The sequence below is a fragment of the Lentilitoribacter sp. Alg239-R112 genome (assembly GCF_900537175.1).
Classification (GTDB): Bacteria; Pseudomonadota; Alphaproteobacteria; order Rhizobiales; family Rhizobiaceae; genus Lentilitoribacter.
Genome location: NZ_LS999833.1, coordinates 1,803,487 through 1,826,062, shown reverse-complemented (window position 1 = coordinate 1,826,062; position 22,576 = coordinate 1,803,487). Strand labels below are relative to the sequence as shown.

Here is a 22,576-nt window from a genome sequence, read left to right as displayed (position 1 = left end):
CTTCAAAAATATAAAGATAGTTAGAATGAAAATTTACGTTAGATTGGGTCAAATTCTGGAGGTTTTATCTTGAAAAGATATCCGCGTGATATGCAAGGGTATGGATGCGAAGCACCGAAGGCGAATTGGCCAGGCGGAGCACATGTTGCCGTTCAATTTGTGATCAATTACGAGGAGGGTGGTGAGAATAATATTCTGCATGGAGATGTTTCATCTGAAGCCTTCCTATCCGAGATAGTCGGCGCTGCGGCCTGGGAAGGGCAACGCCATTGGAATATGGAATCGATTTATGAATATGGAGCAAGAGCTGGTTTTTGGCGCCTGCACCGCATGTTTACATCACATAATATACCCGTAACGGTTTATGGTGTGGCAACAGCCCTGCAACGTTCACCCGAACAGGTTAAGTCGATGCTTGACGCTGATTGGGAAATTGCTTCGCATGGCTTGAAGTGGATCGAGTATAAAGATTACGCCAAGGAAGATGAACGTTCTCATATGGATGAAGCTATCCGAATGCACGAAGCCGCAACGGGCGAACGACCAAGAGGTTGGTATACGGGGCGCTGTTCGGTCAATACAGTAGATCTGGTCGCTGAAGAGGGCGGTTTTGAATATGTATCCGATAGCTATGCTGATGATCTGCCATACTGGTACTCTCATGAAGGGCGGGATCAACTTGTCATCCCGTACACATTAGATTGTAATGATATGCGTTTTGCCACTCCGCAAGGATTTAACTCAGGAGATCAGTTCTACACGTACTTAAAGGATACATTTGATACCTTGTATGCGGAAGGTAAGTCGGGTGCGCCGAAAATGATGAACATCGGCTTACATTGCCGATTGATAGGCAGACCTGGGCGTGCTGCCGCGTTGGAAAGATTTCTTGAATATGCGAAAAGTCACGACAAGGTCTGGTTTGCTCGCAGAATTGACATTGCCCGATATTGGAAGGTCGAGCATCCGCCACTTGATCAAAAAATCTATCCATCTAAGATTGATAAGAAGGAGTTTTTGGATCACTTCGGTGGTGTTTTTGAACATTCTGCGTGGGTTGCCGAGCGTACCTACGAGAGTGAGTTAAATCCTGCACATGATTCTGTTACTGGTATCCATGCGGCAATGGCTATTCAATTTCGTTCAGCAAGTGATGAGGAAAAACTTGGTGTATTAACCGCTCACCCGGATTTGGCTGGAAAGCTTGCTGCTGCGAAACGTTTGACCAAAGAATCCACTTTAGAGCAGGCAAGTGCCGGTTTAGATGCGCTGACAGATAATGAGCGGCGAATATTCACCGAGTTGAATGAAACGTACAAAACAAAATTCGGATTTCCATTCATCATAGCGGTCAAGGGCCTTACGAAATCACAGATTATGGATGCCTTTAAAAAGCGGATCGATAACTCACGCGATGATGAGTTTAAGACGGCGTGTCGGCAGGTGGAGCGCATTGCACTTTTACGAATTACTGATTTGTTAGATCCAAATAATTGAGAAAATTGATGAACAATCCTACATACTACGCCCCTAAGGGTGGACTTTCCAAACAAACGGATATGTTGACTGGTCGTGCTGTTTTTACCGACGCCTATGCTGTTATCCCTAAGGGTGTCATGCAGGATATTGTGACCAGTAAGTTGCCGTTTTGGGATAAGACGAGGGCATGGATTATCGCGCGACCGATGTCCGGGTTCGCTGAGACCTTCTCGCAATATATTGTTGAAGTCGCGCCTGGCGGGGGCAGTGAAAAGCCTGAACTTGATCAGAATGCTGAAGCTGTACTTTTTGTCGTTGAGGGTGAGATGGCACTTACGCTTGATGGCGAACAACATCAATTGAAATCAGGAGGTTACGCATTTATCCCTCCAGCTTGCAGATGGGCTGTTCTGAACAATGGTCATGAGCATGTCCGTTTTCATTGGGTTCGTAAATCGTATGAGGCAGTAGATGGCATAGATGTACCAGATGCTTTTGTAACGAACGAAAAAGATGTGCCGCCAACACCTATGCCTGATACGGATGGGAAATGGGCAACAACGCGCTTTGTTGATCCTGACGATATGCGCCATGATATGCATGTTACTATCGTTACTTTGGCGCCGGGTGCCGTTATACCATTTGCTGAGACACACGTGATGGAGCACGGTTTGTACGTGCTTGAAGGCAAGGCCGTTTATCGGCTCAATCAAGATTGGGTCGAAGTAGAAGCTGGTGATTTCATGTGGTTGCGCGCTTTTTGCCCACAGGCGTGCTATGCGGGCGGGCCGAGTAATTTTCGCTACCTTCTATATAAAGATGTAAATCGCCATATGAAGCTTGGTTAGGGTACAGCATGCAAGTCATTAAGATAAAGCCGTTAGATGAAAAGTCCTTTGCGCCCTATGGTGATGTGATTGATTTCAATCGTAAGCCAGATTTTGCGATTAACAATGGCAAGTGCGATCGTTTTCATGATCTAGCTCAAGTCTCTATTTTAGGTGACGATGCGAAGCTTGGAATAAGTTTAGGTCGTGGCAGACCATATTCGTTGCCTTTGGAGCTCAAAATGATGGAGCGACATCCGCTAGGTAGCCAGGCGTTTATTCCCCTGGATAAAAAACCATTTCTTTTGATTGTAGCTGCTGACAAAGATGGTGCACCGGATGTCCCAATTGCTTTTATGGCAGAGGAAGGTCAGGGCGTGAACTACCATCGCAACACTTGGCATGCCGTTTTGACGCCGCTTGATGAACTGGGTGACTTCGTTATTGTTGATCGTATTGGCGAAGGGAATAATTTAGAAGAGTATTTTTTTGATACTCCTTATTTGATCAAAAATAGGTAATGTTGGACATTTCTAAACACTGTATATTTTTTTAACGGTTGAAATAAATAATAATCTGTAGAATAACATCCTCTTGCTCCTGTAAATATTGAGGATTGTAAAATGAGCTATTTGGGAATTGATCTTGGGACATCTGGTCTAAGGGCCTTGTTGATTGGCGAAGATGGTAAATCTATTGGCTCTGCGGAAAAACACTACAATGTTTCAAACCCTCAAGCTGGTTGGTCAGAACAAAATCCACAACACTGGATCGACGCACTCGATGGTGCAATAGGCGAGTTAAAAAAACAACATTCAGAATTTTCCGAGTTAAAGGGCATTGGCGTTGCAGGGCATATGCATGGTGCGACTTTATTAAGTGCCGATGGCGCTGTATTGCGCCCATGTATCTTATGGAATGATACCAGATCCTACAAAGAGGCGGCTATTCTGGACGCGTTACCCAATGTCAGGGAACTATCTGGAAACATAGTTTTCCCCGGTTTCACCGCACCAAAACTTGAGTGGGTTAAAAATAATGAACCTGATATTTACGCTAAAGTTGCGAAAGTTCTATTGCCAGCAGCTTATTTGAACTTTTATCTAACTGGTTCATATGTTGCTGATATGTCCGACAGCGCAGGGACATCCTGGCTAGATTGCAGTGCAAGAGTTTGGTCTGATGAGTTGCTCAAGGCGGGGCATATGCGTCGTGATCAAATGCCCTCACTCGTCGAAGGGTGTGAAGTTTCCGGCGAATTAAAATCAGAGCTTCAGCAAAAATGGGGGCTTTCGAACACAGTTATTATTGCTGGTGGCGCAGGTGATAATGCGGCGGCGGCATGCGGAATTGGTGCATTAGACGAAGGGCAGGGCTTTGTATCGCTTGGAACGTCTGGCGTTATACTTGCTGCGCGTAACGCTTATGTCCCAGACCCTGCCACGGCGGTACATACATTTTGTCATGCCGTACCTGACCGGTGGTATCAAATGGGTGTGATGTTATCTGCGACAGACAGCTTGAACTGGTTGGCTGGTATTACTGGCACGAAGCAATCGGAGCTAACCAGTGCGTTGGGCGATAAAGTTTTACCCCCGAGTTCTGTTAGATTTTTACCTTATCTTTCTGGCGAACGCACGCCGCATAATGATGCTGAAATACGCGGTGGGTTCACCGGTCTCGCAACATCAACAAACCACCACGATATGACCCAAGCGGTCATTGAAGGTGTTTCATTTGGATTGCGAGACTCGTTGGCAGCGTTACAATCTACAGGTGCCAAGCTTGATGGATTAACAGCAATTGGAGGCGGGAGCGCATCTCACTATTGGTTGCAGTTACTTGCAACAATTCTTGGCCTGCCGCTGCATCTGCCAAAAGGACACGAGTTTGGAGCTGCTCTAGGAGCCGCAAGGCTTGGTCAAGTCACTGCGAAATCGATAGCGCCAGAAGATGTTATTGTCGCGCCTGAAATTAGCCAAACAATTGATCCGGTATCAACCCTTCAACCGCAGTTTGATGAAGCCTATCAAAACTTCCGTCTTGCCTATTCCGGATTAAAGGCGATCCAATAATGTTTGGTATTATCATTTATTCAGAAGTGACAGGATACCAGTAATTTGCAGCATCATTTCCACGTTTGATAACAACATGGTTATTTGCAAAGACTTTGTATGGATGGCTCCAGTCGCCGTTTGGCCATTGAACTCGAATGGTGGCGCGCTCTGCAACACCAAGACCAAAATGAGAAAAACCAGCTTGCCCGGAGGCATGACCGCCACCAATTTGGATTGTTTTGCTTTGGTTTAGATTGCCGGTTTTAACGCTGATTTTTGCGCCCACCGCGCTAGGGTTGATGTCGCCGTTATCAAGCTCAATCTTAACCCAATTACCCATCGGGCGATGCCCCCATTCAGTTTTCGCACCTTCGTTCAGGAAAAGACTGATGTTTGATTTGCGATTAATAACAACTAAATCAAGCATACCATCTGCATTGAAATCTTCAATAATAGCACCGCGCCCAACGGTATCTAATGCAATGCCCGCTTCATCACCTTTCTCGGTGAAGACACCATTTAGGCCGCCAAGAAGCATATTGTCGGGATCAAATTTTGCAAAATCGGGCATGGCTTCAACGTTGCCTTTAGCAATGAATAAATCACGTCGTGCATCATTATTAAAGTCAGCAAACTGAGAATGCCAACCCGTCGAAGGTTTTAAATCATCACCAATATAAGGACGATGAGCTGTTGCACCCAGATCATACGCTATATCTCGATAGATAGGGCTTTCTTCATCCGCTTCCTGATCTAAGGATTGGATTTTCGTATCGCCCATCGATGTTAACGCATATTCAGGGAAACCATCACCATCAAGGTCTGCTTCGGCAATCCCCATTCCCCAGATTTTTAGTGTTTCCCATCCATCCGAACGCCCATAGATTTTTGGCATCTGTCCATCGGATATGTTCCAAAGTTGTTCTTCGCCGCCACGGTAATATTGCCTGTCGTTTGTAATACGCAAATCGGGCTTGTTTGACTTATTCCAATCGGTAAAAATCATTGATAAAGAACAGAAACCTGGTTCGAGAGATATTTGTTCACCGTACTTGCCCGTGCCATCAGGACGTAGAAGTATGTTTGGAGAACATGTTCCCCAAGGTGAACCGGGAGCACTGCGGTCGACATAGTTGCCAAAGGCGAGGGTGGGAAAGTCGTTTTTGCCTTCCCAAATAGCAGCAAAGCCTGTGCTCCATTCGCGTCCACCATTGAATGAAAGTCGATTGTTGTATTTTGTGAAGCTGCAATCAGGACCACCTTGTAGTATTTGGTTCGATCCAACGCGCAGAATGACGACATCCATATGTTCATCATTATCAATGTTTAATGGGTATGCTCCTACTACTTTAGTAAGGCTTTTGCCGAGATCGAGTGCTTGCTTCTCAAAATTCAAATTACCTTCTGGCTTCGATCGATTGATAAATAGTTGAGCGTCATTGGTGCCGCCAGCAAGAAACAGGTCAGGCATTCGATCGCCGTTGCAGTCAAAGCTAGCGCCGCCGCCGCCAACAAAATATTCCCAAGGACCATCATATTGATGTTTAATGCCTGCGGTAGCAGATTGTTCATTCATCGATGGAACATCAAATGGAAAATCTGTTTCTGCAAACGTAGGGGACGAGGTAAGTAGGAGCGCGGCTGTGAAGGAGATGATGTATTTACGCATTACTTGATCTCCAATGTTCGTAAAAATGCAATCAGCTGGCTTTTTTCACTTTCGGATGCAGCAAGATAAGCATCTCGAGATTTGCGCGCTGAACCGCCGTGGGCATCAATGACACTATGTAGATCGGCAAAATCGTTACGATGGCCATAGGGTGCCGTAGATCCAAGCCCCCAAAGCTCTGCAGTTATAAAAATATTACGATCTACAAATCGTTGTGACATAAGTTCGTTGCCAAACCCATCTACTTGGTTATCCGTCATAACATGACGCTTTAGATCACCAAATAGAGGAACAAGAACCTGACCTTTTTCGTTTCGAGGTAGGCTTTGTGCCCACTCAAGCATAGCCAGATCATAGGTCGCCGGAGCTTCAACCTGAAAAGATTGTAGTGTACCTGCTACATCGAATATACCAGGGTCATCGAATTGCAATGAGGTGAGTGGTAAAGCAGGCACATGGCAAGAGGTGCAGCCCAAGTCATCAAACTTTGTCTCACCTTTGAGTGCAGCTTCTTTCCAAAGAGTATTTTCAGGTTCGACCTTAACAGGAGGTCGCAACGTTGCTTGCCATGCTACTAAGGCCGAGATATCTGCATGACTAAGTTCGAATTTATATCCATCCTCATCAAAATCAAGTTCACCTGTCCAGCGTGTTCCAAAGCGTTCTGTAGCTTGCATGCCGTGGTGGTGATTTGCTGCATTGACTGTAAACTGGCGAAGGGATGTCATGACGCCTTTTTGACTAAATGGTCTGATAACAAGATCGCTGTCGATGCCGTCTAGCTCCGTCAAGTCTATCAAGCCATCTGAATGAGCGGTTATGAAGCCGAAAGATATGCCTTTTGATGCGAGTTTTTGGCGGATGGACTCATTTTGATTTTTTGCCTTGCGAAGGGCTTGCGCGCGTATCTCGATGAGTTCTGAACTCATCTCTCTTGCCAACAATTCAATCAGGCCCGCGCCGAATAAGTGATTTGTTCCTCGCTCATTTGAGAATTGCGGGTTGGTTGAATCAAAGTCAGAATTAGTAAAACCCTCGGAGACAAAAACGTTGGTTACAAAATCTCCGGCACCGCCTATGAGTGGTTCATTGTGGCAAGCAGCACATGATCCAGAATCCGATCCTGATGTTCTGGCGAATAAATTTTGTGAGATTCTCCGCGCTTTGGTGGGAAGTATTGCCGCTGTTGCTTTGGGTCGCCCAACGCCATCTTGTGTGGTAAACTTCGCCGCAAAGAGATCCTCACCAGTTTTGACAAGTCTATCCAACTCCGCACGTCCAAGAAATCCGCGTGGCATTTTTTTAATGCTGCCAATTGCTTCGGTGCGCTCTTCCCACGGGGTAGCGTTTTCCGCAAAGGTGGGTTGAGCTGATAAAATGGCGGCGCAGCTGAGAAGAACAATATGACGCATTACGTTTGTTTCCAATAGATTGCAGTTCGATCTGAGATAGTATTATTATCAAGGTCACTCAGGCAGCTCTGGGCATTGCCATAGAAAATTAATTCACTTTCATCGGGATGAAGCGAAATTTCCGGCATTTTTTCACGCCGAATTTGTAAGTTGTTTTTAATGCCGTTTAAGATGGCTTCTTGCATAAGGTCGTAAAAGGAAATTCCAGCGCCAGTAATAGCTATTGGCATGGGGCCTAAAAGCGTGAGAAGTCGACCTATGCCAAGCCCTATAGCTTCTCCGGCCATTCGAAATGCGTATTCGCTCATGCGGTCACCTTGACGAGCACGGACTGCAATTTTTTCGATTTCAGCTGACGGTATGAATTTTGCCGGAATGGTGTTTTTATCGACCTCAAATGCTGTTCGCAATATTCCGTAATACCCCGCATAGGCTTCGATACATCCGTGTGAGCCGCAACGGCAAACTGGACCATTGCTTATATGCATCATATGCCCAAAAGGGGGAGCAAATGCCGTTATCCGGCCATCCGGTTCTTGTGTCGCTATGCCAAGACCAATGGAATGATTGAGTGACAGAACAGCAATTTGTTTTCTTTCTTGAGCAGATGGGTCTGCTGCGATTTTGCGCATTACCGCTTGTGCCGCAAATTGGGTGTCGTTGGTTAAGCGGATCTGACCTGACCAATCCTTTGAAAGTAAGGCTTCAAAGTCGATCGTTTGATCTTCAAAAACGGGCGACCAGTTTAACTCTGGTTTGCCGCGCGTTACCAAACCTTTGGTCGCAATAGATATTGTCAAGATTCGATCATGATTAAGTTTGGCCCGTTCTGCTAATCTTTTAAGGCCAGCCTTAAAACGGGCGCAGAATTCATCGACGCCTGTTTCTTCGGGAGGACGCTTTTCTTCAAATCGATCCTTCATTACGCCTGAATAGTCTATCAGGGAATATTGGAGTGTCTCCGAAGTGATTCTAACTGTAGCAATATAGGCAGCTTCAGGGTTTTGACGTAGTTTAACACGAGGTCTTCCGCGTCCTGATGCAGGAGCCTGTTCAACGCGTTGGAGAACGTTTTCCTTCTCCAGCTCTGTGGTTATGGCTGAGATCGTTGCGGAGCTAAGGCCTGACCATTCAGAGATTTCAGTGTGAGAAACCGCACCCAAACGACGCAGGGCCGATAAGACAATACCGCGGTTTTGCATTCTTAAAGATTCGGTACTTGCTTTCATTAACATACGACGTTTTTGCCTGCTAAATTTTTTTCGAAACTATATCCAACTTTTTCATAATGTCAATTTTCTCGATACTCGAAATAAATGCTGTTGACTCCCAATTAAAACTCTGGCAATTATTTTCTTGGCTGTCGAGAAAAATAACTTCTTCGGTCGATTTTTTAAGGTAAATGTAAAATTGCGCAATGTGCGCTCTTTACAAAATAGTCATTTGGGAGGGATTCAAATGAAAAAATTCGCAACTATGTTGCTTGCTAGTGCTGCTTTGTCTGCGGCTCTACTTGGTGGTGCTATCGCTAAAGACAAAAAAATTGGTGTATCTTGGGCAAGTTTCCAAGAGGAGCGCTGGAAAACAGATGAGGCGGCTATTGTTGCTGCAATCAGCGCAGAAGGAAACGAATATGTTTCTGCTGATGCTGAATCATCATCTGCAAAGCAATTGACTGATATCGAAGCGCTGATTGCGCAAGGTGTCGATGTTTTGATCATTAATGCATGGGACAAAGATGCAATTGCTCCTGCAATTGAAGCTGCTGCCAACGAAGGCATCCCAGTTATCGGTTATGATCGTTTGATCGAAGATGTCCGTGCATTCTATCTTACATTTGATAATATTGGCGTTGGTCGTATTATCGCTAAATCAGTTCAAGCTGTTCAACCGACAGGAAACTATGCGATCATCAAAGGTGATCCGGGTGATCCAAATGCGGCATTCTTGCTGCAAGGTATGATGGAAGTTATCGGTGCGGATGTTGATGCTGGCAAAATCAAAATTGTTGGTGAAGCATTCTCAGATAGCTGGAAGCCGGAAAACGCTCAAAAGAATATGGAGCAAATTCTAACTGCAAATGATAACAATGTTGATGCTGTACTATCCGAGAATGATGGCATGGCCGGAGGTGTTGTTGCTGCATTGAGTGCTCAAGGTTTGGTAATCCCAGTGGGTGGCCAAGATGGCGATTTGGCTGCGATTAACCGCGTGGCACGTGGTACTCAAACTGTTTCAGTTTGGAAAGATGCACGTAACTTGGGTAAAGCAGCAGGCGAGATTGCATCAGCTTTAGCTGAAGGTGCATCTATGGATAGTATTGAAGGCGCTGTTAAATTTACCGGTGGGGAGAAAGGTATTGCGATTAACGCAATTCTTCTTGAGCCAACTCCTTTGACAAAAGATAACTTGAGTATCGCAATTGATGGCGGTCATATCTCCAAAGAGCAGGCATGTGCTGGCGCTCAAGATGGTGTTGATGGCTGTTAATTAATCCAGGTAAATTCTCCGCGCTAGCGTCCGCTAGCGCGGAGTTTTTTATGAAATTCAAGTTACAGGATATGTCCGGTGAGCGAACCAGTTAAAAAACATGGCGCTGAAGAGATAGATAACCCCAGCGTTTTTTCTCGATTTTTACAAGCAACCGAACTTGATGTTCGGCTAATTGGCATGCTTGGTGCCCTTATCATTATATGGGTGGGATTTCACCTTTATGGTGAAGCATTCAATGATGGGGGGCGATTTTTAACCCCACGTAATCTATGGAATCTATCCGTTCAAACCGCCTCGATCGGTGTGATGGCGACAGGAATGGTTTTGGTTATTATCACACGTAACATTGACCTTTCAGTTGGGTCCATGATCGGAGTGATCGGCATGGCAATGGGCCTGCTACAGGTTGAAATTCTTCCGCAGTATTTGGGTTTGGGGCATTGGTCCATTTGGATAATAGCAGTGTTTTCTGGTCTGATCCTGGGTGCAGCAATTGGTGCATTTCACGGATGGTTGATTGCTTATCGCGATATTCCTGCATTCATTGTCACTCTAGGTGGATTGATGTTTTGGCGGGGTATGGCGTTCCAGGCGGCTGATGGACGGACGATTTCACCTGTTGACCCAACCTTCGCATTATTAGGCGGCGGGCCATACGGTTCCATTGGCGCCACTGCGAGTTGGATTGTCGGTTTGCTAGCCTGTATCGGTGTGATCTATATGCTCTATTCTGCGCGCCAGTCGCGTAAAAGGCACCAGTTTAAATTGCGACCAATGTGGGCTGAGGGCTTTCTGGCAACAGTTGGCTGTATTGCCATTGTTGCATCTGTGATGCTGGTGAATGCTTATCCTTTGCCAAAAGGTATCTTGAGAAAGATAGGCCGTGAAACAGGTCAGAACCTTGAGGGCGCATTTATCAGTCATGGCTTTGCTATCCCAGTTTTAATCTTGGTTGCAGTTGGTATTTGTATGACATTCTTGATGATTAGAACCAGGTTCGGGCGATATGTTTATGCCATTGGTGGTAATCCTGAGGCAGCCGCTTTGGCTGGTATCAACACAAAGTGGATGACTTTAAAAATATTTGCTTTGATGGGAATGTTAACGGGAATAGCAGCCGTAATTGCTTCGGCTCGTTTGAATTCCGCAACCAATGCTCTAGGCACTTTAGATGAGCTTTACGTGATTGCAGCTGCCGTAATCGGTGGAACTTCGCTAGCCGGTGGGATGGGGACTATTTATGGTGCCATTTTGGGTGCCCTGGTTATGCAAAGCCTACTCTCGGGCATGGTTCTGATTGGGTTTGATTCATCCATTCAGCGCATGGTTGTTGGTTCGGTCCTCGTTGTCGCCGTTTGGGTCGATACAGTTTACCGCAAAAGAGCGAAGTAAGGAGATTATGATGTCTAAAGAAACAAATAATGCGGTTCCGCTGATAAAAATGACAGATATCTCCATTGCTTTTGGAGGCATTAAGGCCGTTGATCACGTTGATATAGATTTATTCCCGGGTGAGGTGGTTGCTGTTTTGGGCCACAATGGTGCGGGCAAGTCTACTTTGATCAAAATGCTGTCAGGTGCTTATAAGCGTGACACGGGAGATATTTATGTAAATGGCGAGTTAGCCGACATAAAAAATCCACGAGATGCAAAGAAATATGGAATTGAAACGATTTACCAAACTCTAGCTGTGGCCGACAATGTAGACGCTGCTGCTAACCTTTATCTGGGTCGAGAAATTTTGACGAATTTTGGAACTTTGGATGATACTGCAATGGAAGCAGAGGCGAGGCGAGTTATGGGTCGTCTTAATCCAAACTTTCAACGCTTTAAGGAGCCGGTAAGTAAATTATCCGGTGGTCAAAGGCAATCAGTTGCCATTGCTAGAGCTATTCTTTTCAATGCTCGAATCTTGATTATGGATGAACCGACGGCAGCCCTTGGACCTCAAGAAACTGAGCAGGTTGGCGAGCTGATCCATCAACTTAAAAAAGATGGCATCGGGATATTCCTTATCAGCCATGATATTCATGATGTGTTTGATCTGGCAGATCGTGTGGCTGTGATGAAGAACGGGCAAGTGGTTGGTTATGCCAGAACAGAAGATGTAACCAAGGATGAAGTACTTGGTATGATCATTTTGGGTAAATGCCCTCCTGCTGCAATACCGGGACCAGGCGCAATGAAAGAGTAATGGTAGAGCTTTCTTTGTGCTAGTTGTCACGAAGATCTATGAATAAGGAACGGCTGTTTAACGTGAATGTTCTCGTTTAATGGCCGTTTTTTGTGATCTGTTCATACCAAACATACACATTTTAGCGAATCTATTGCGGCATATTGATAAACGCCGATGCATCGATGATATCGATAACACATTTTATTCACAGATCGTGTATTTTATTTTTTTAAATTAAAACAATAAGTTAAATCGATTAAACAAAATATTTAGAGACATTAAGTTCTGGCGAGTTGTTGTTATATGCCGAAAAAATGAATATTAACCCCTTGAGTTTATTAATGAGTTAGACGAAAACCATGCGTAAGACAGGGCAATGTTGGATTATGATGTTGCCTCTGGAAGTAGTCATCTACTGATATTTTTGGGAATATAACGATGTGCTTGGCACTTTAATAGTCGAGCAGATGTAGGAGTTTGATATGAAACTGGGCACCCCTGCTGAAACGGTTTCGGGCGAAAATCGTGTTGCGATGACCCCCGAATCTGCTGTTCAGCTACAAAAACTTGGCTTTGAGTGTGCAATACAAACTGGCGCCGGTAAAGCCGCTGGATTTGCAGATAAAGATTATAAAGCCGTTGGCGTAGAAGTTGTAAAAACTGCATCAGCTCTTTGGAAAGACAGCGATATTATTGCGAAAGTTCGTCAGCCAAGTGCGGCTGAGTTGAAGCGCCTTTCTAAAGGTCAAACTTTGATTTCCTTCTTCAATCCCGCTGGTAATGAAGATGGTATGAAGCTTGCTGAAAAGCAGGGCGTCAATGTCATTGCGATGGAAATGGTGCCACGTATTTCACGTGCGCAGAAAATGGATGCTCTATCATCCATGGCAAATATCGCAGGCTATCGTGCCGTTATTGAGGCTGGTAACAATTTTGGCCGTTTCTTTACGGGTCAAATTACAGCTGCGGGTAAAGTACCGCCAGCAAAAGTTCTTGTCGTCGGCGCTGGTGTTGCCGGCCTTGCGGCCATTGGTACATCTACGTCGCTTGGCGCTATCACGTATGCCTTTGATGTTCGGCCCGAAGTTGCTGAACAAGTTGAAAGCATGGGCGCAGAATTTGTTTATCTTGATTTTGAAGAAGAGCAAAAGGATGGCGCTGCAAGCGGCGGGTATGCATCTGTGTCTTCTCCAGAATTTAGAGAAGCGCAGCTTGCCAAATTTCGTGAACTCGCGCCCGAAGTTGATATCGTAATTACAACGGCACTTATTCCAAACCGGGAAGCGCCTGAGCTTTGGACGGAAGATATGGTCAAGGCGATGAAGCCCGGTTCGGTTATCATCGATCTTGCTGCTGAGAAGGGCGGCAACTGTAAACTTACGGTTATGGATGAGAAGATTGTTACAAAAAATGGCGTGACAATTGTTGGTTATACCGATTTTCCAAGCCGCATGGCAACGCAAAGTTCGACGCTTTATGCAACAAATATCCGCCATATGATGACAGATCTTACGCCAGAAAAAGATGGTAAGATCAAACATGATATGGAAGATGATGTGATCCGTGGTTCAACGGTGACTTTCAAGGGTAAAGTAACATTCCCGCCGCCGCCGCCGAAAGTACAGGCTATCGCCGCCAAGCCAAAAGAAGTGAAGCCTGAGCTTACTGCCGAGGAAAAAGCTGCTGCGGAAGTTGCCGCTTTTAGACAAGCAAGCAAACAACAGTTCACATTGCTTGGGGCAGGTGCGGTATTGATGGCAATTATTGGTATGTATGCGCCAGCGAGCTTCATGCAGCACTTTATTGTGTTTGCTCTGGCATGCTTTGTTGGTTTTCAAGTTATTTGGAATGTATCACATTCACTACATACGCCTTTAATGGCTGTCACCAATGCGATCTCCGGGATCGTTATTTTGGGAGCGCTCTTGCAGGTTGGTTCAAGCAATTGGCTTGTTCTCGCATTATCGGCAATTTCAATCTTAATCGCATCGATCAACATTGTTGGTGGCTTCATGGTCACGCGCCGTATGTTGGCAATGTTCCAGAAGTCTTAAGGGGAGAGATGACATGAGTATTGGTATTGTATCTGCAGCTTATATTGCTGCATCTGTTCTCTTTATCTTGTCTCTGGGCGGTTTGTCTGGACAGGAAAGTGCAAAACGTGCCGTTTGGTATGGCATCGTTGGTATGGGCGTTGCGGTAGCTGCGACATTCTTTGGCCCCGGGATGGCAAATTACATCATCATTATTGCGATGATCGCCGTTGGATCATACCTAGGTATGGTTGTTGCCAAGAAAGTCGAAATGACTGAGATGCCGCAACTTGTGGCAGCGCTTCATTCCTTTGTTGGCCTAGCTGCGGTGTTTATTGGCTTTAATGCTGAGATCGAGCTGCAAGATGTTCTGGCGTTGAAATCCGCCATGTCGCCCGATATGTCATCTGCGGAGAAGCTGGCATTCTTTAAAGAGTCAGGTCTTGCTGGGTTTGCAGAAAAACTTGCGAAGAAAACGGCTACTGAAATTTCCATCTTGAAAGTCGAAGTTTTCTTGGGTGTATTTATCGGTGCTGTGACATTCACAGGTTCGGTAGTGGCCTTTGGTAAACTTGCAGGCAAGGTTGACGGTAAAGCAAATAAATTGCCGGGCGGTCATATGCTTAATGCTGCTGCTGCCATTGCGTCGCTTATCTTGCTTATCATGTATTTCAATGGTGCTGGCATTTGGACACTCGTCCTTATGACACTCTTTGCATTCTTTATCGGGTACCATTTGATCATGGGCATTGGTGGTGCGGATATGCCTGTTGTTGTATCCATGTTGAATTCTTACTCCGGTTGGGCCGCTGCAGCCATCGGCTTTACGCTTGGCAATGATTTGCTGATTGTTGTTGGTGCGCTTGTAGGTTCATCTGGTGCAATTTTGAGTTACATCATGTGTAAGGCTATGAACCGTTCGTTCATTAGTGTTATTCTTGGTGGCTTCGGTGGCGGTCAAGCCGGTCCTGCGATGGAAGTTGATGGCGAACAGATTGCTATCGATGCAGATGGTGTTGCATCAGCTCTGCAAGATGCTGATAGCATCATCATCATTCCAGGCTACGGAATGGCAGTTGCGCAAGCTCAGCAGTCTGTGTCTGAATTGACAAAACGACTTCGTGCAAAAGGTAAGAATGTGCGTTTCGCCATTCATCCGGTTGCAGGTCGTTTACCCGGTCATATGAATGTTCTACTGGCTGAAGCAAAAGTACCATATGATATTGTTATGGAAATGGATGAAATCAACGACGATTTCCCTGAAACTGATGTGGCAATTGTTATCGGTTCAAATGACATCGTAAACCCAGCTGCACAGGAAGATCCAAACAGCCCGATTGCAGGTATGCCTGTGCTTGAATGTTGGAAAGCAAAACAAGTGTTTGTATCAAAACGTGGGCAAGGCACTGGCTATTCTGGTATTGAAAACCCACTCTTTTACAAAGAAAATACTCGCATGTTCTATGGTGATGCGAAGGCTAGCCTCGATTCACTTCTAACAAAGATTGATTAGAGGGTTTTAATCCTCGTTCAATTGTAGCGAACTATAAGCTCTAAACAGGCGGCATTGCGACAGTGATGCCGCCTGTTTTTTGGTGTTAAAACCTCAATTTAGTTGCGTTGCGAAATGCGCGTCTCGAGTTCTTCTACCATTGCGTCGATGCGTTTTTTATTCGCACCTAAGTCTGATACACCCATTTTTGCCTGTGCGTAGATTGCCAAGGTTGATTGTGTATTAGAAATTTCAATCACTTCAATGTTTGTAGTGTCGGGAAATCTCAATACCGGAGAACGTGTTAGAAAACGTAGCGTTAGCTCGCGTTCATCAGAAGAGAGTAACTCTGATTTTGGATTTGCTTCCAAGAGTAAAAGAATTTCTGCGAACAACTCTGAAGCGGGGATGTCATAGGTACTTGCAATAGTATCTGGCGTTTCCGCACAATAGTCTTCCGGGCAAAGGAGATATTGGTTTGGTTCTGGTGCTTTTTCTAAAGTCTCAATATTAATGGCTCCCAAGTCTGGGTTTCCCGATGTGAACTCCCAGACCCTCTCCAATCCGACAAATATATAGATGAATAGAATTACGGTTACGATTGCGGCGAGTGCGATAAGGGTTATTTTCATAAACAGAGCTTCTTAGGTATTTTGCATATGTGCAAATTAATTTGCAACTTCTATCTAGGAATTCCTGCGCTCTCGATTAAGAGCATAAATTGCCGCACCGCGCGCACCGCTGGCATCTCCGCCTTGAGCCGTGACGAGCTTCGGTACGGTTGCTCCCGGGAGTAATTTAGGTTTTAGCAGGCTCCCAACTTTTTCGGTCACGATGGGTAATGCTCCCAGTCCGCCGCCAAACACGATAACTTCCGGATCATTTGTTTTTGCAATAATGGCGAGGAGATCGCTTAGTATCTCAAACCAGATATCTAGCAATGGTGCGTATTTTTGATCGGAAAATATCTCGTATGTTGTGGTTTCAGTACCAGTTTTATGTTTGACAAGTTTAACCAAACCCGGTCCAGCTAGAAGCGTTTCAAAACATCCGGGTTGTCCGCAACCGCAGTCTATGATGGGAAGGTCGTACTTATAGGCAGTTGATGCGGGAAACGGAATGTGGCCGATTTCCCCCCACTGGCCGTTGGCGCCTTCTATTACGATTTCTTGTGAAAATACCTGACCGGCGGCAACGCCTGTTCCAATTATAAGTCCAACAATATTGTTAAATTGTTGTGTGTCTTTGAAGTTTGCCTCTGACTGCGCAAATGCATTGCTATCATTCAAAAGAGGAACGAAACGGCCAAATTTCTGCTCAATGTCAGATTCAAGATGCTGTTGATCAAAGGGAAGGTTTGATGCAAATATCTGGCGAGTGGTTGGGTTGATTATTCCCGCGCTTGCCAAACCAATTGGGCAGCTAGGTGCCTGTTTTTCAATCCAGTTTAATTGCTCTAAGATACCCTCCAGCAGCAGAGCATAGCTGGTAACAGGTGTTTCAATCCGTCTTCGGTTTTGTTCATTGAAACCTTGATCAAACAGTCTCGCTTCGATCTTTGTTCCGCCTAAGTCTATGCCTGCACAGAATTTCATTTAATTTCTTCTTACCCAAAATTGATTATCATCTCGATTTATAGGTAACATATCGAGAATTTTTGTATTGAAAAGAACATTTTACTTGCCAAACGATCTATATTCCGACAAGTGCGAAAAGTGCAACTAAAGAATTGACAGGGAAATCGCATTTATGAGCGAAATTGATGATTCAGATATTTACGGTGTTGATCGCTGGGGCGATGGGTATGTAACCAAGTTGGATAACGGTGAGCTTGGCCTTCTGAACCCCTTATCGCCTGATCAACCTCCGATCAGTCTTCCCTCAATTATAGCGAACTTGGAAGCTCGTGGCATTCAGACGCCCGTTCTTATTCGCGTTGCATCTTATTTGAAACATTCACTCAATAGCCTGAATGACTGTTTTGCAAATGCTATCAAAAATTACAAATATAAGGGCGTTTATCGCGGCGTGTTCCCAATTAAGGTTAATCAGCAAGCGCAGGTGATCGACCGAATTACGGAATATGGCAGACCTTATAATTTTGGGCTTGAGGCAGGCTCAAAGCCTGAATTGGTCATAGCGCTCAGTCAGAAATTTGCACCGGATGCATTGATCATCTGTAACGGCGTTAAAGATAAGGAATTTATCGAACTTGCTATTCGGGCGCGGCAGTTGGGATTTAATGTCGTTATTGTTCTCGAAAGTATGACAGAGTTAAATCTTGTTATCGAAGTTGCCAAAGAACTCGATCAGGAGCCACAGCTTGGTGTTCGAATTAAGCTAACCCATCAAGTAGGTGGTAATTGGGCGGAAAGCTCCGGCGACCGCTCAACTTTCGGTTTGTCTATCAGTCAGCTTGTAGACGTTATTGATCGCCTTAAGAAAGAAAAGCTGCTGCATTGTTTGGTCTTGCAACATTCTCACCTTGGATCTCAGATACCTAACGTGAATGATGTTCGGCGGGCGGTAACTGAAGCCTGTCGCGTTTTCATAAGCCTTTCTGGGGAGGGGGTTCCGCTCTCTTTTCTTGATCTCGGCGGTGGCCTGGGTATTGATTACACTGGTCAGAAAACGAGTACTGTTAATTCAACAAACTATACAATGGCCGAATATTGCACCAATGTGGTGGAAGCTGTCGGCTATGCTATGGATGAAGCGGGGTTGGCCCACCCCACATTGGTAACAGAGAGCGGTAGGGCTGTTGTTGCTCATTCATCTTTTTTGGCGTTCAGTGTGCTTGAAACGACAGATTATCAACATAGTGATATGCCGGAACTTCAGTCTGATGATCACCACTTTTTATCGGATCTCACCGCTATTAAAGGCTATCTTTCAGTTGACAGGTTGCAAGAGTGTTTTAATGATGCTCGGTACTATCGGGATGAGCTGCGCACACTGTTCAGCTATGGCAATATTTCAATTCGAGAAATGGCGCGGGCAGAAAAGATATTCTTGCATGTCGCTTCACTCATTAAAGCTTTGGCAGATAAAGAGGATGTTACATCTGATGAGATGGAGGAAAAATTTGGTCAGCTTGTAGATATTTATCATTGTAACTTTTCTTTGTTTCAATCTCTGCCAGATGTTTGGGCAATTGACCAACTTCATCCAATCGTACCACTACAGCGCTTAAATGAGCCACCAACCCGGAAGGCCATTTTGTCCGACATCACTTGCGATTCAGATGGGAAAATTGATAATTTCATAATGGAATCTGGAGATGTCAGTGCTTTGCCACTACACGCCATAGATGATGATGAAGCTTATTATTTGGGTGTATTTTTTATCGGTGCTTACCAAGAGACTTTAGGTGATCTGCATAACCTGTTCGGCGATACTAATGTCGTCACAATTGATTTTGATGGCAAGGGTGGTTTTAATCTACTTAATGAGGTGGAAGGTGATAGCATCTCTGATGTCTTGTCTTATGTTGAATATGATCCAAAGGATTGTATAGATGCATTCAAAGAAACGTTGGAGCAAGCTGTTGATGCAGGTAAAATCAGCGTTAAAGAGCGCAAAAGCATTATGTCGATTTACAAGAATTTGATGAACGGTTACACATATTTCGAAAGCGCAGATACGCTTTAACTCCGTATATTGGGAAGGTTAGTCATGTCAAAAGTACTCGTTGTTGGCGCAGGTGGCGTTGGTTCAGTTGCTGTCCACAAGATGGCAATGAATTCAGAAATATTCTCAGAAATCACTTTGGCAAGTCGCCGCAAATTTAAGTGTGACGAGATTGCTACAGCTGTTATGGAACGCGTTGGCGTTACCATTCACACGGCGGAACTTGATGCCATGGATGTATCGGCTACGGTTGCTTTGATTAAAGAAACGGGAGCTGAACTTCTTGTAAATTTAGCACTGCCGTATCAGGATTTGGTTTTGATGGATGCTTGTCTGGAAGCTGGCATTAATTATCTTGATACCGCAAATTATGAACCGCCAGAGGAAGCTAAATTTGAATATTCCTGGCAATGGGCATATCAAGATCGTTTTAAAAAAGCAGGCTTGACGGCAATTCTTGGTTCTGGTTTCGACCCTGGTGTGACAAGTGTGTTTGCAACTTGGCTCCGTAAGCATAAGCTTGAGACGATCCGCCAGATCGATATTTTGGATTGTAATGGGGGAGATAATGGCAAAGCCTTTGCCACAAACTTTAATCCTGAGATTAATATTCGCGAAGTAACAGCGCCGGTTCGTCATTGGGAAAATGGGGCTTGGATAGAATCTGCAGCCATGTCGACTAAGGTTGCATTTGATTTTCCAAGTGTTGGCGAGAAAAACATGTACCTCATGTATCATGAGGAGCTTGAGAGCATAAAAACGCACTTCCCTGAGGTGGAACGCGCACGTTTTTGGATGACGTTTGGTGATGCCTATATCAACCATGTTACTGTACTGCAAAACATAGGTATGACGAGCATAGAACCTGTCAATCATGAGGGTGTTGAAATTATACCACTACAGTTTTTAAAAACTGTTCTACCTGACCCAGGTGAACTTGGTGAGTTAACCAAGGGTAAAACCTGTATTGGTGATATTGCAACTGGTATGAAGGATGGTGCTGAAAAGACTTATTATATCTATAACATTTGTGATCATGAAGAATGCTATGCGGAAGTAGGTAGCCAAGCGGTTGCCTATACAACTGGCGTTCCGGCTATGATTGGTGCAGCACAAGTTCTTAAAGGTAATTGGGCTGAAGCCGGTGTTTGGAATACCGAACAACTCGATCCTGATGATTATATGGATATGCTTAATCAGCACGGGTTGCCGTGGCAGGTTCATGAACTTGATAAGCCTGTCGACTTTTAGGTGATCCGTTGAGCAAGCCACCAAAGATGATGGAAACACAGTCGGGCGGCGCAGGCCCGTTTGCGGATTTTGATTTATCTCGTGTCCAGTCTCCTTGTTTTGTTATTGATGAAGCAAAGGTGGAGCAAAATCTTAGTGTGCTTGCTGATATTGCAGACCGGTCAGGTGCTAAAGTTTTGTCTGCCCTTAAGGCATTTTCCTTTCCCGCACTTGCGCCTTTAGTAAGCAAATATCTCTCCGGCACATGTACATCTGGCTTGTTTGAAGCAAAACTCGCGAAGCAATTTTACTCTGGGGAGATCACAACGTTTTGTGCTGGATATAAAGAAACAGACCTACCGGAAATTATTGAGATATCTGACCATCTTATTTTTAATTCGCCTCAGCAGTTGAAACGTTTTACGCCTTTAATCCAAGGGTTTTGCTCGGATGTTGAAATTGGGTTGCGAATAAATCCTGAACACTCCGAAGGGCTTGTTGAAAAATATGATCCATGCGCGGCGTTTTCCCGGCTTGGAACTCCTATATCATCTTTGAGTGCTGATATGCTTGAAGGTGTTGTGGGATTACATTTCCATACATTATGCGAGCAGGAGTTTGAGCCGCTTGAGCGGACTTGGGCAGCGATCGAACCTCAGATACAGACGTTTTTGCCTCAGCTAGAATGGTTGAACTTTGGAGGTGGACACCATATCACACGCGCGGATTATAATCGGGATGGATTGGTTCAACTCATTCAGGAGATCAGATCTAAAACTGGGCTGGATATTTATCTCGAACCGGGTGAAGCTGTTGCGCTGGATGCCGGCATTTTAGTTGGTGAAGTGCTTGATGTGGTTGAAAACGGCATGCCAATAGTAATTACTGATATATCTGCAACCTGTCATATGCCTGATGTTATTGAAGCTCCATATCGCCCGGACATGATGGGTGAAGCTAAATCCGGGCCTCTTCATCGTTTAGGCGGGCCCTCATGTTTGGCAGGTGATGTCATTGGTGATTATAAGTTTGAAGGCTCACCAGATGTTGGTGACCGGATCGCATTTCTGGATCAGGCACATTATTCATTTGTGAAGACAAATACGTTTAATGGTGTACCACTTCCAGCTATTGCGCTTTGGAATTCGGAAACGGATGATCTTAAAATGATTTGTGAATTTGGTTATGAGGATTTCCGTATGCGGTTACACCAATGAACAAAGTATTTTTAGATAGCGAGTTGTCCGATCAAGAGCGTCAGCGAGAGGATGCAAAGTTTGTCATTATTCCAATGCCACTTGAGCGAACCGTCTCTTACGGTAGCGGTACACGGTTTGGTCCTGATGCGATTTTGGAAGCAAGTGATCAATTAGAGCGCCTGTGTTTTAATCGAGAAATATGTGCGGAAGGTATTTTCACTGAACCGTCAATAAGTTGTGATGGTGCTTTAGCAGATGTGATGCGACGTTTGAGTGAACGTACAAAGCTTGCTGTAAGCGAAGGCCGAATACCAGTCACATTGGGTGGTGAGCATAGCTTATCTTATGGAGCAGTTGTTGGTGTTCAGCAAGCTTTAGATGCCCCTGTTGGTGTTGTACAAATTGATGCGCACGCAGATTTGCGGAAAGCCTATCAAGATGAGAAATATTCTCATGCATCAGTGATGCAATTGCTGGCGGATGAAGATGTTCGCCTGGCACAATTCGGTGTACGTGCACTTTGTCGGGAAGAGGTTGATCGTAGGCTCGAGAAGCATGTTTTTCATATCGATGCAGAAGAGCTTGTCAGCAAGTCAATTTATGAGATCAATTTACCAGACGACTTTCCCGAAAATATCTACGTTTCATATGATGTGGATGGTTTAGACCCATCTGAAATGCCTGCGACCGGAACTCCGGTGCCAGGCGGGTTATCTTACTTTCAATCAATCCACATTGTTAAAAGCGCACTTAAGGGGCGTAATCTTGTAGGGCTGGATGTCGTAGAACTAGCACCCATTAAAGACATGGATGGTTGGAACTTTACAGCAGCACAGATTGTCTATGCTCTTATGACTCTCATTAAATAACATTACTGGA

At 44.9% G+C, this 22,576-nt stretch carries 18 protein-coding genes; 13 read left to right on the top strand and 5 right to left on the bottom strand.

The genetic code is table 11. The features are described from left to right. The first annotated feature begins 90 nt into the window (after positions 1 to 90). The 4 genes from puuE (at position 91) to xylB (ending at position 4,381) form a co-directional block, all read left to right on the top strand. A complete protein-coding gene (puuE, locus tag G3W54_RS09140) occupies positions 91 to 1,497 on the top strand; it encodes an allantoinase PuuE (protein ID WP_162653637.1) in 1,407 nt (468 codons plus the stop codon). Positions 1,498 to 1,505: 8 nt separating this feature from the next. Continuing rightward, complete coding sequence (locus tag G3W54_RS09135) at positions 1,506 to 2,327, top strand: bifunctional allantoicase/(S)-ureidoglycine aminohydrolase (protein ID WP_162652756.1); 822 nt, start codon at positions 1,506 to 1,508, stop codon at positions 2,325 to 2,327. A gap of 8 nt (positions 2,328 to 2,335) precedes the next feature. Next, positions 2,336 to 2,827 (top strand): ureidoglycolate lyase, encoded by a 492-nt coding sequence (locus G3W54_RS09130; RefSeq protein ID WP_162652755.1) that lies wholly within the window; start codon positions 2,336 to 2,338, stop codon positions 2,825 to 2,827. Positions 2,828 to 2,929: 102 nt separating this feature from the next. Then, a complete protein-coding gene (gene xylB, locus G3W54_RS09125) occupies positions 2,930 to 4,381 on the top strand; it encodes a xylulokinase (protein WP_162652754.1) in 1,452 nt (483 codons plus the stop codon). A 16-nt stretch (positions 4,382 to 4,397) separates the two neighbouring features. Here the strand turns inward: xylB and G3W54_RS09120 are convergent, their stop codons facing one another. From G3W54_RS09120 to G3W54_RS09110, 3 genes are read right to left on the bottom strand one after another with little or no spacing between them, the layout of a single operon-like run. Further along, positions 4,398 to 6,032, bottom strand: coding sequence for an ASPIC/UnbV domain-containing protein (locus tag G3W54_RS09120; RefSeq protein ID WP_162652753.1), 1,635 nt, complete (start codon positions 6,030 to 6,032; stop codon positions 4,398 to 4,400). After that, entirely contained in the window at positions 6,032 to 7,444 is a 1,413-nt protein-coding gene (locus G3W54_RS09115; RefSeq protein ID WP_162652752.1) for a di-heme oxidoredictase family protein, read from the bottom strand. The genes G3W54_RS09120 and G3W54_RS09115 overlap by 1 nt, the downstream gene beginning before the upstream one ends. Beyond that, complete coding sequence (locus G3W54_RS09110; RefSeq protein WP_162652751.1) at positions 7,444 to 8,679, bottom strand: ROK family protein; 1,236 nt, start codon at positions 8,677 to 8,679, stop codon at positions 7,444 to 7,446. Before G3W54_RS09110 ends, G3W54_RS09115 begins: the two co-directional genes overlap by 1 nt. A 223-nt stretch (positions 8,680 to 8,902) precedes the next feature. On the opposite strand from G3W54_RS09110, the gene G3W54_RS09105 reads away from it, so the two are divergent. From G3W54_RS09105 to G3W54_RS09085, 5 genes are all read left to right on the top strand, one after another. Continuing rightward, positions 8,903 to 9,934, top strand: a complete 1,032-nt coding sequence (locus G3W54_RS09105; RefSeq protein ID WP_162652750.1) for a substrate-binding domain-containing protein — start codon at positions 8,903 to 8,905, stop codon at positions 9,932 to 9,934. Positions 9,935 to 10,012: 78 nt separating this feature from the next. Next, positions 10,013 to 11,329: a sugar ABC transporter permease gene (locus G3W54_RS09100; RefSeq protein ID WP_244627866.1), complete on the top strand. Its 1,317-nt coding sequence runs from the start codon at positions 10,013 to 10,015 to the stop codon at positions 11,327 to 11,329. A 10-nt stretch (positions 11,330 to 11,339) separates the two neighbouring features. After that, positions 11,340 to 12,131: an ATP-binding cassette domain-containing protein gene (locus G3W54_RS09095; protein ID WP_162652749.1), complete on the top strand. Its 792-nt coding sequence runs from the start codon at positions 11,340 to 11,342 to the stop codon at positions 12,129 to 12,131. Between the two features lie 464 nt (positions 12,132 to 12,595). Beyond that, the gene (locus G3W54_RS09090; protein ID WP_162652748.1) at positions 12,596 to 14,167 is read left to right on the top strand and encodes a Re/Si-specific NAD(P)(+) transhydrogenase subunit alpha; all 1,572 of its coding nucleotides are present in this window, start codon (positions 12,596 to 12,598) and stop codon (positions 14,165 to 14,167) included. A gap of 13 nt (positions 14,168 to 14,180) precedes the next feature. Then, positions 14,181 to 15,659, top strand: a complete 1,479-nt coding sequence (locus G3W54_RS09085; RefSeq protein ID WP_162652747.1) for an NAD(P)(+) transhydrogenase (Re/Si-specific) subunit beta — start codon at positions 14,181 to 14,183, stop codon at positions 15,657 to 15,659. Between the two features lie 98 nt (positions 15,660 to 15,757). Here the strand turns inward: G3W54_RS09085 and G3W54_RS09080 are convergent, their stop codons facing one another. Beyond that, positions 15,758 to 16,270 (bottom strand): DUF1499 domain-containing protein, encoded by a 513-nt coding sequence (locus G3W54_RS09080; protein ID WP_162652746.1) that lies wholly within the window; start codon positions 16,268 to 16,270, stop codon positions 15,758 to 15,760. A 54-nt stretch (positions 16,271 to 16,324) separates the two neighbouring features. Beyond that, entirely contained in the window at positions 16,325 to 17,233 is a 909-nt protein-coding gene (locus G3W54_RS09075) for an ROK family protein (protein WP_162652745.1), read from the bottom strand. Positions 17,234 to 17,387: 154 nt separating this feature from the next. Between G3W54_RS09075 and speA the strand changes: the two genes are divergently transcribed. The 4 genes from speA to speB are packed head-to-tail and all read left to right on the top strand — an operon-like array spanning position 17,388 to position 22,566. Continuing rightward, positions 17,388 to 19,289, top strand: coding sequence for a biosynthetic arginine decarboxylase (gene speA / locus G3W54_RS09070; RefSeq protein ID WP_162652744.1), 1,902 nt, complete (start codon positions 17,388 to 17,390; stop codon positions 19,287 to 19,289). A 24-nt stretch (positions 19,290 to 19,313) separates the two neighbouring features. Continuing rightward, entirely contained in the window at positions 19,314 to 20,519 is a 1,206-nt protein-coding gene (locus tag G3W54_RS09065; RefSeq protein ID WP_162652743.1) for a saccharopine dehydrogenase family protein, read from the top strand. 8 nt (positions 20,520 to 20,527) lie between these two features. Beyond that, positions 20,528 to 21,715, top strand: a complete 1,188-nt coding sequence (locus tag G3W54_RS09060; RefSeq protein WP_197742812.1) for a carboxynorspermidine decarboxylase — start codon at positions 20,528 to 20,530, stop codon at positions 21,713 to 21,715. Beyond that, positions 21,712 to 22,566, top strand: coding sequence for an agmatinase (gene speB / locus G3W54_RS09055; RefSeq protein WP_162652742.1), 855 nt, complete (start codon positions 21,712 to 21,714; stop codon positions 22,564 to 22,566). Before G3W54_RS09060 ends, speB begins: the two co-directional genes overlap by 4 nt. Positions 22,567 to 22,576 lie beyond the last annotated feature (10 nt).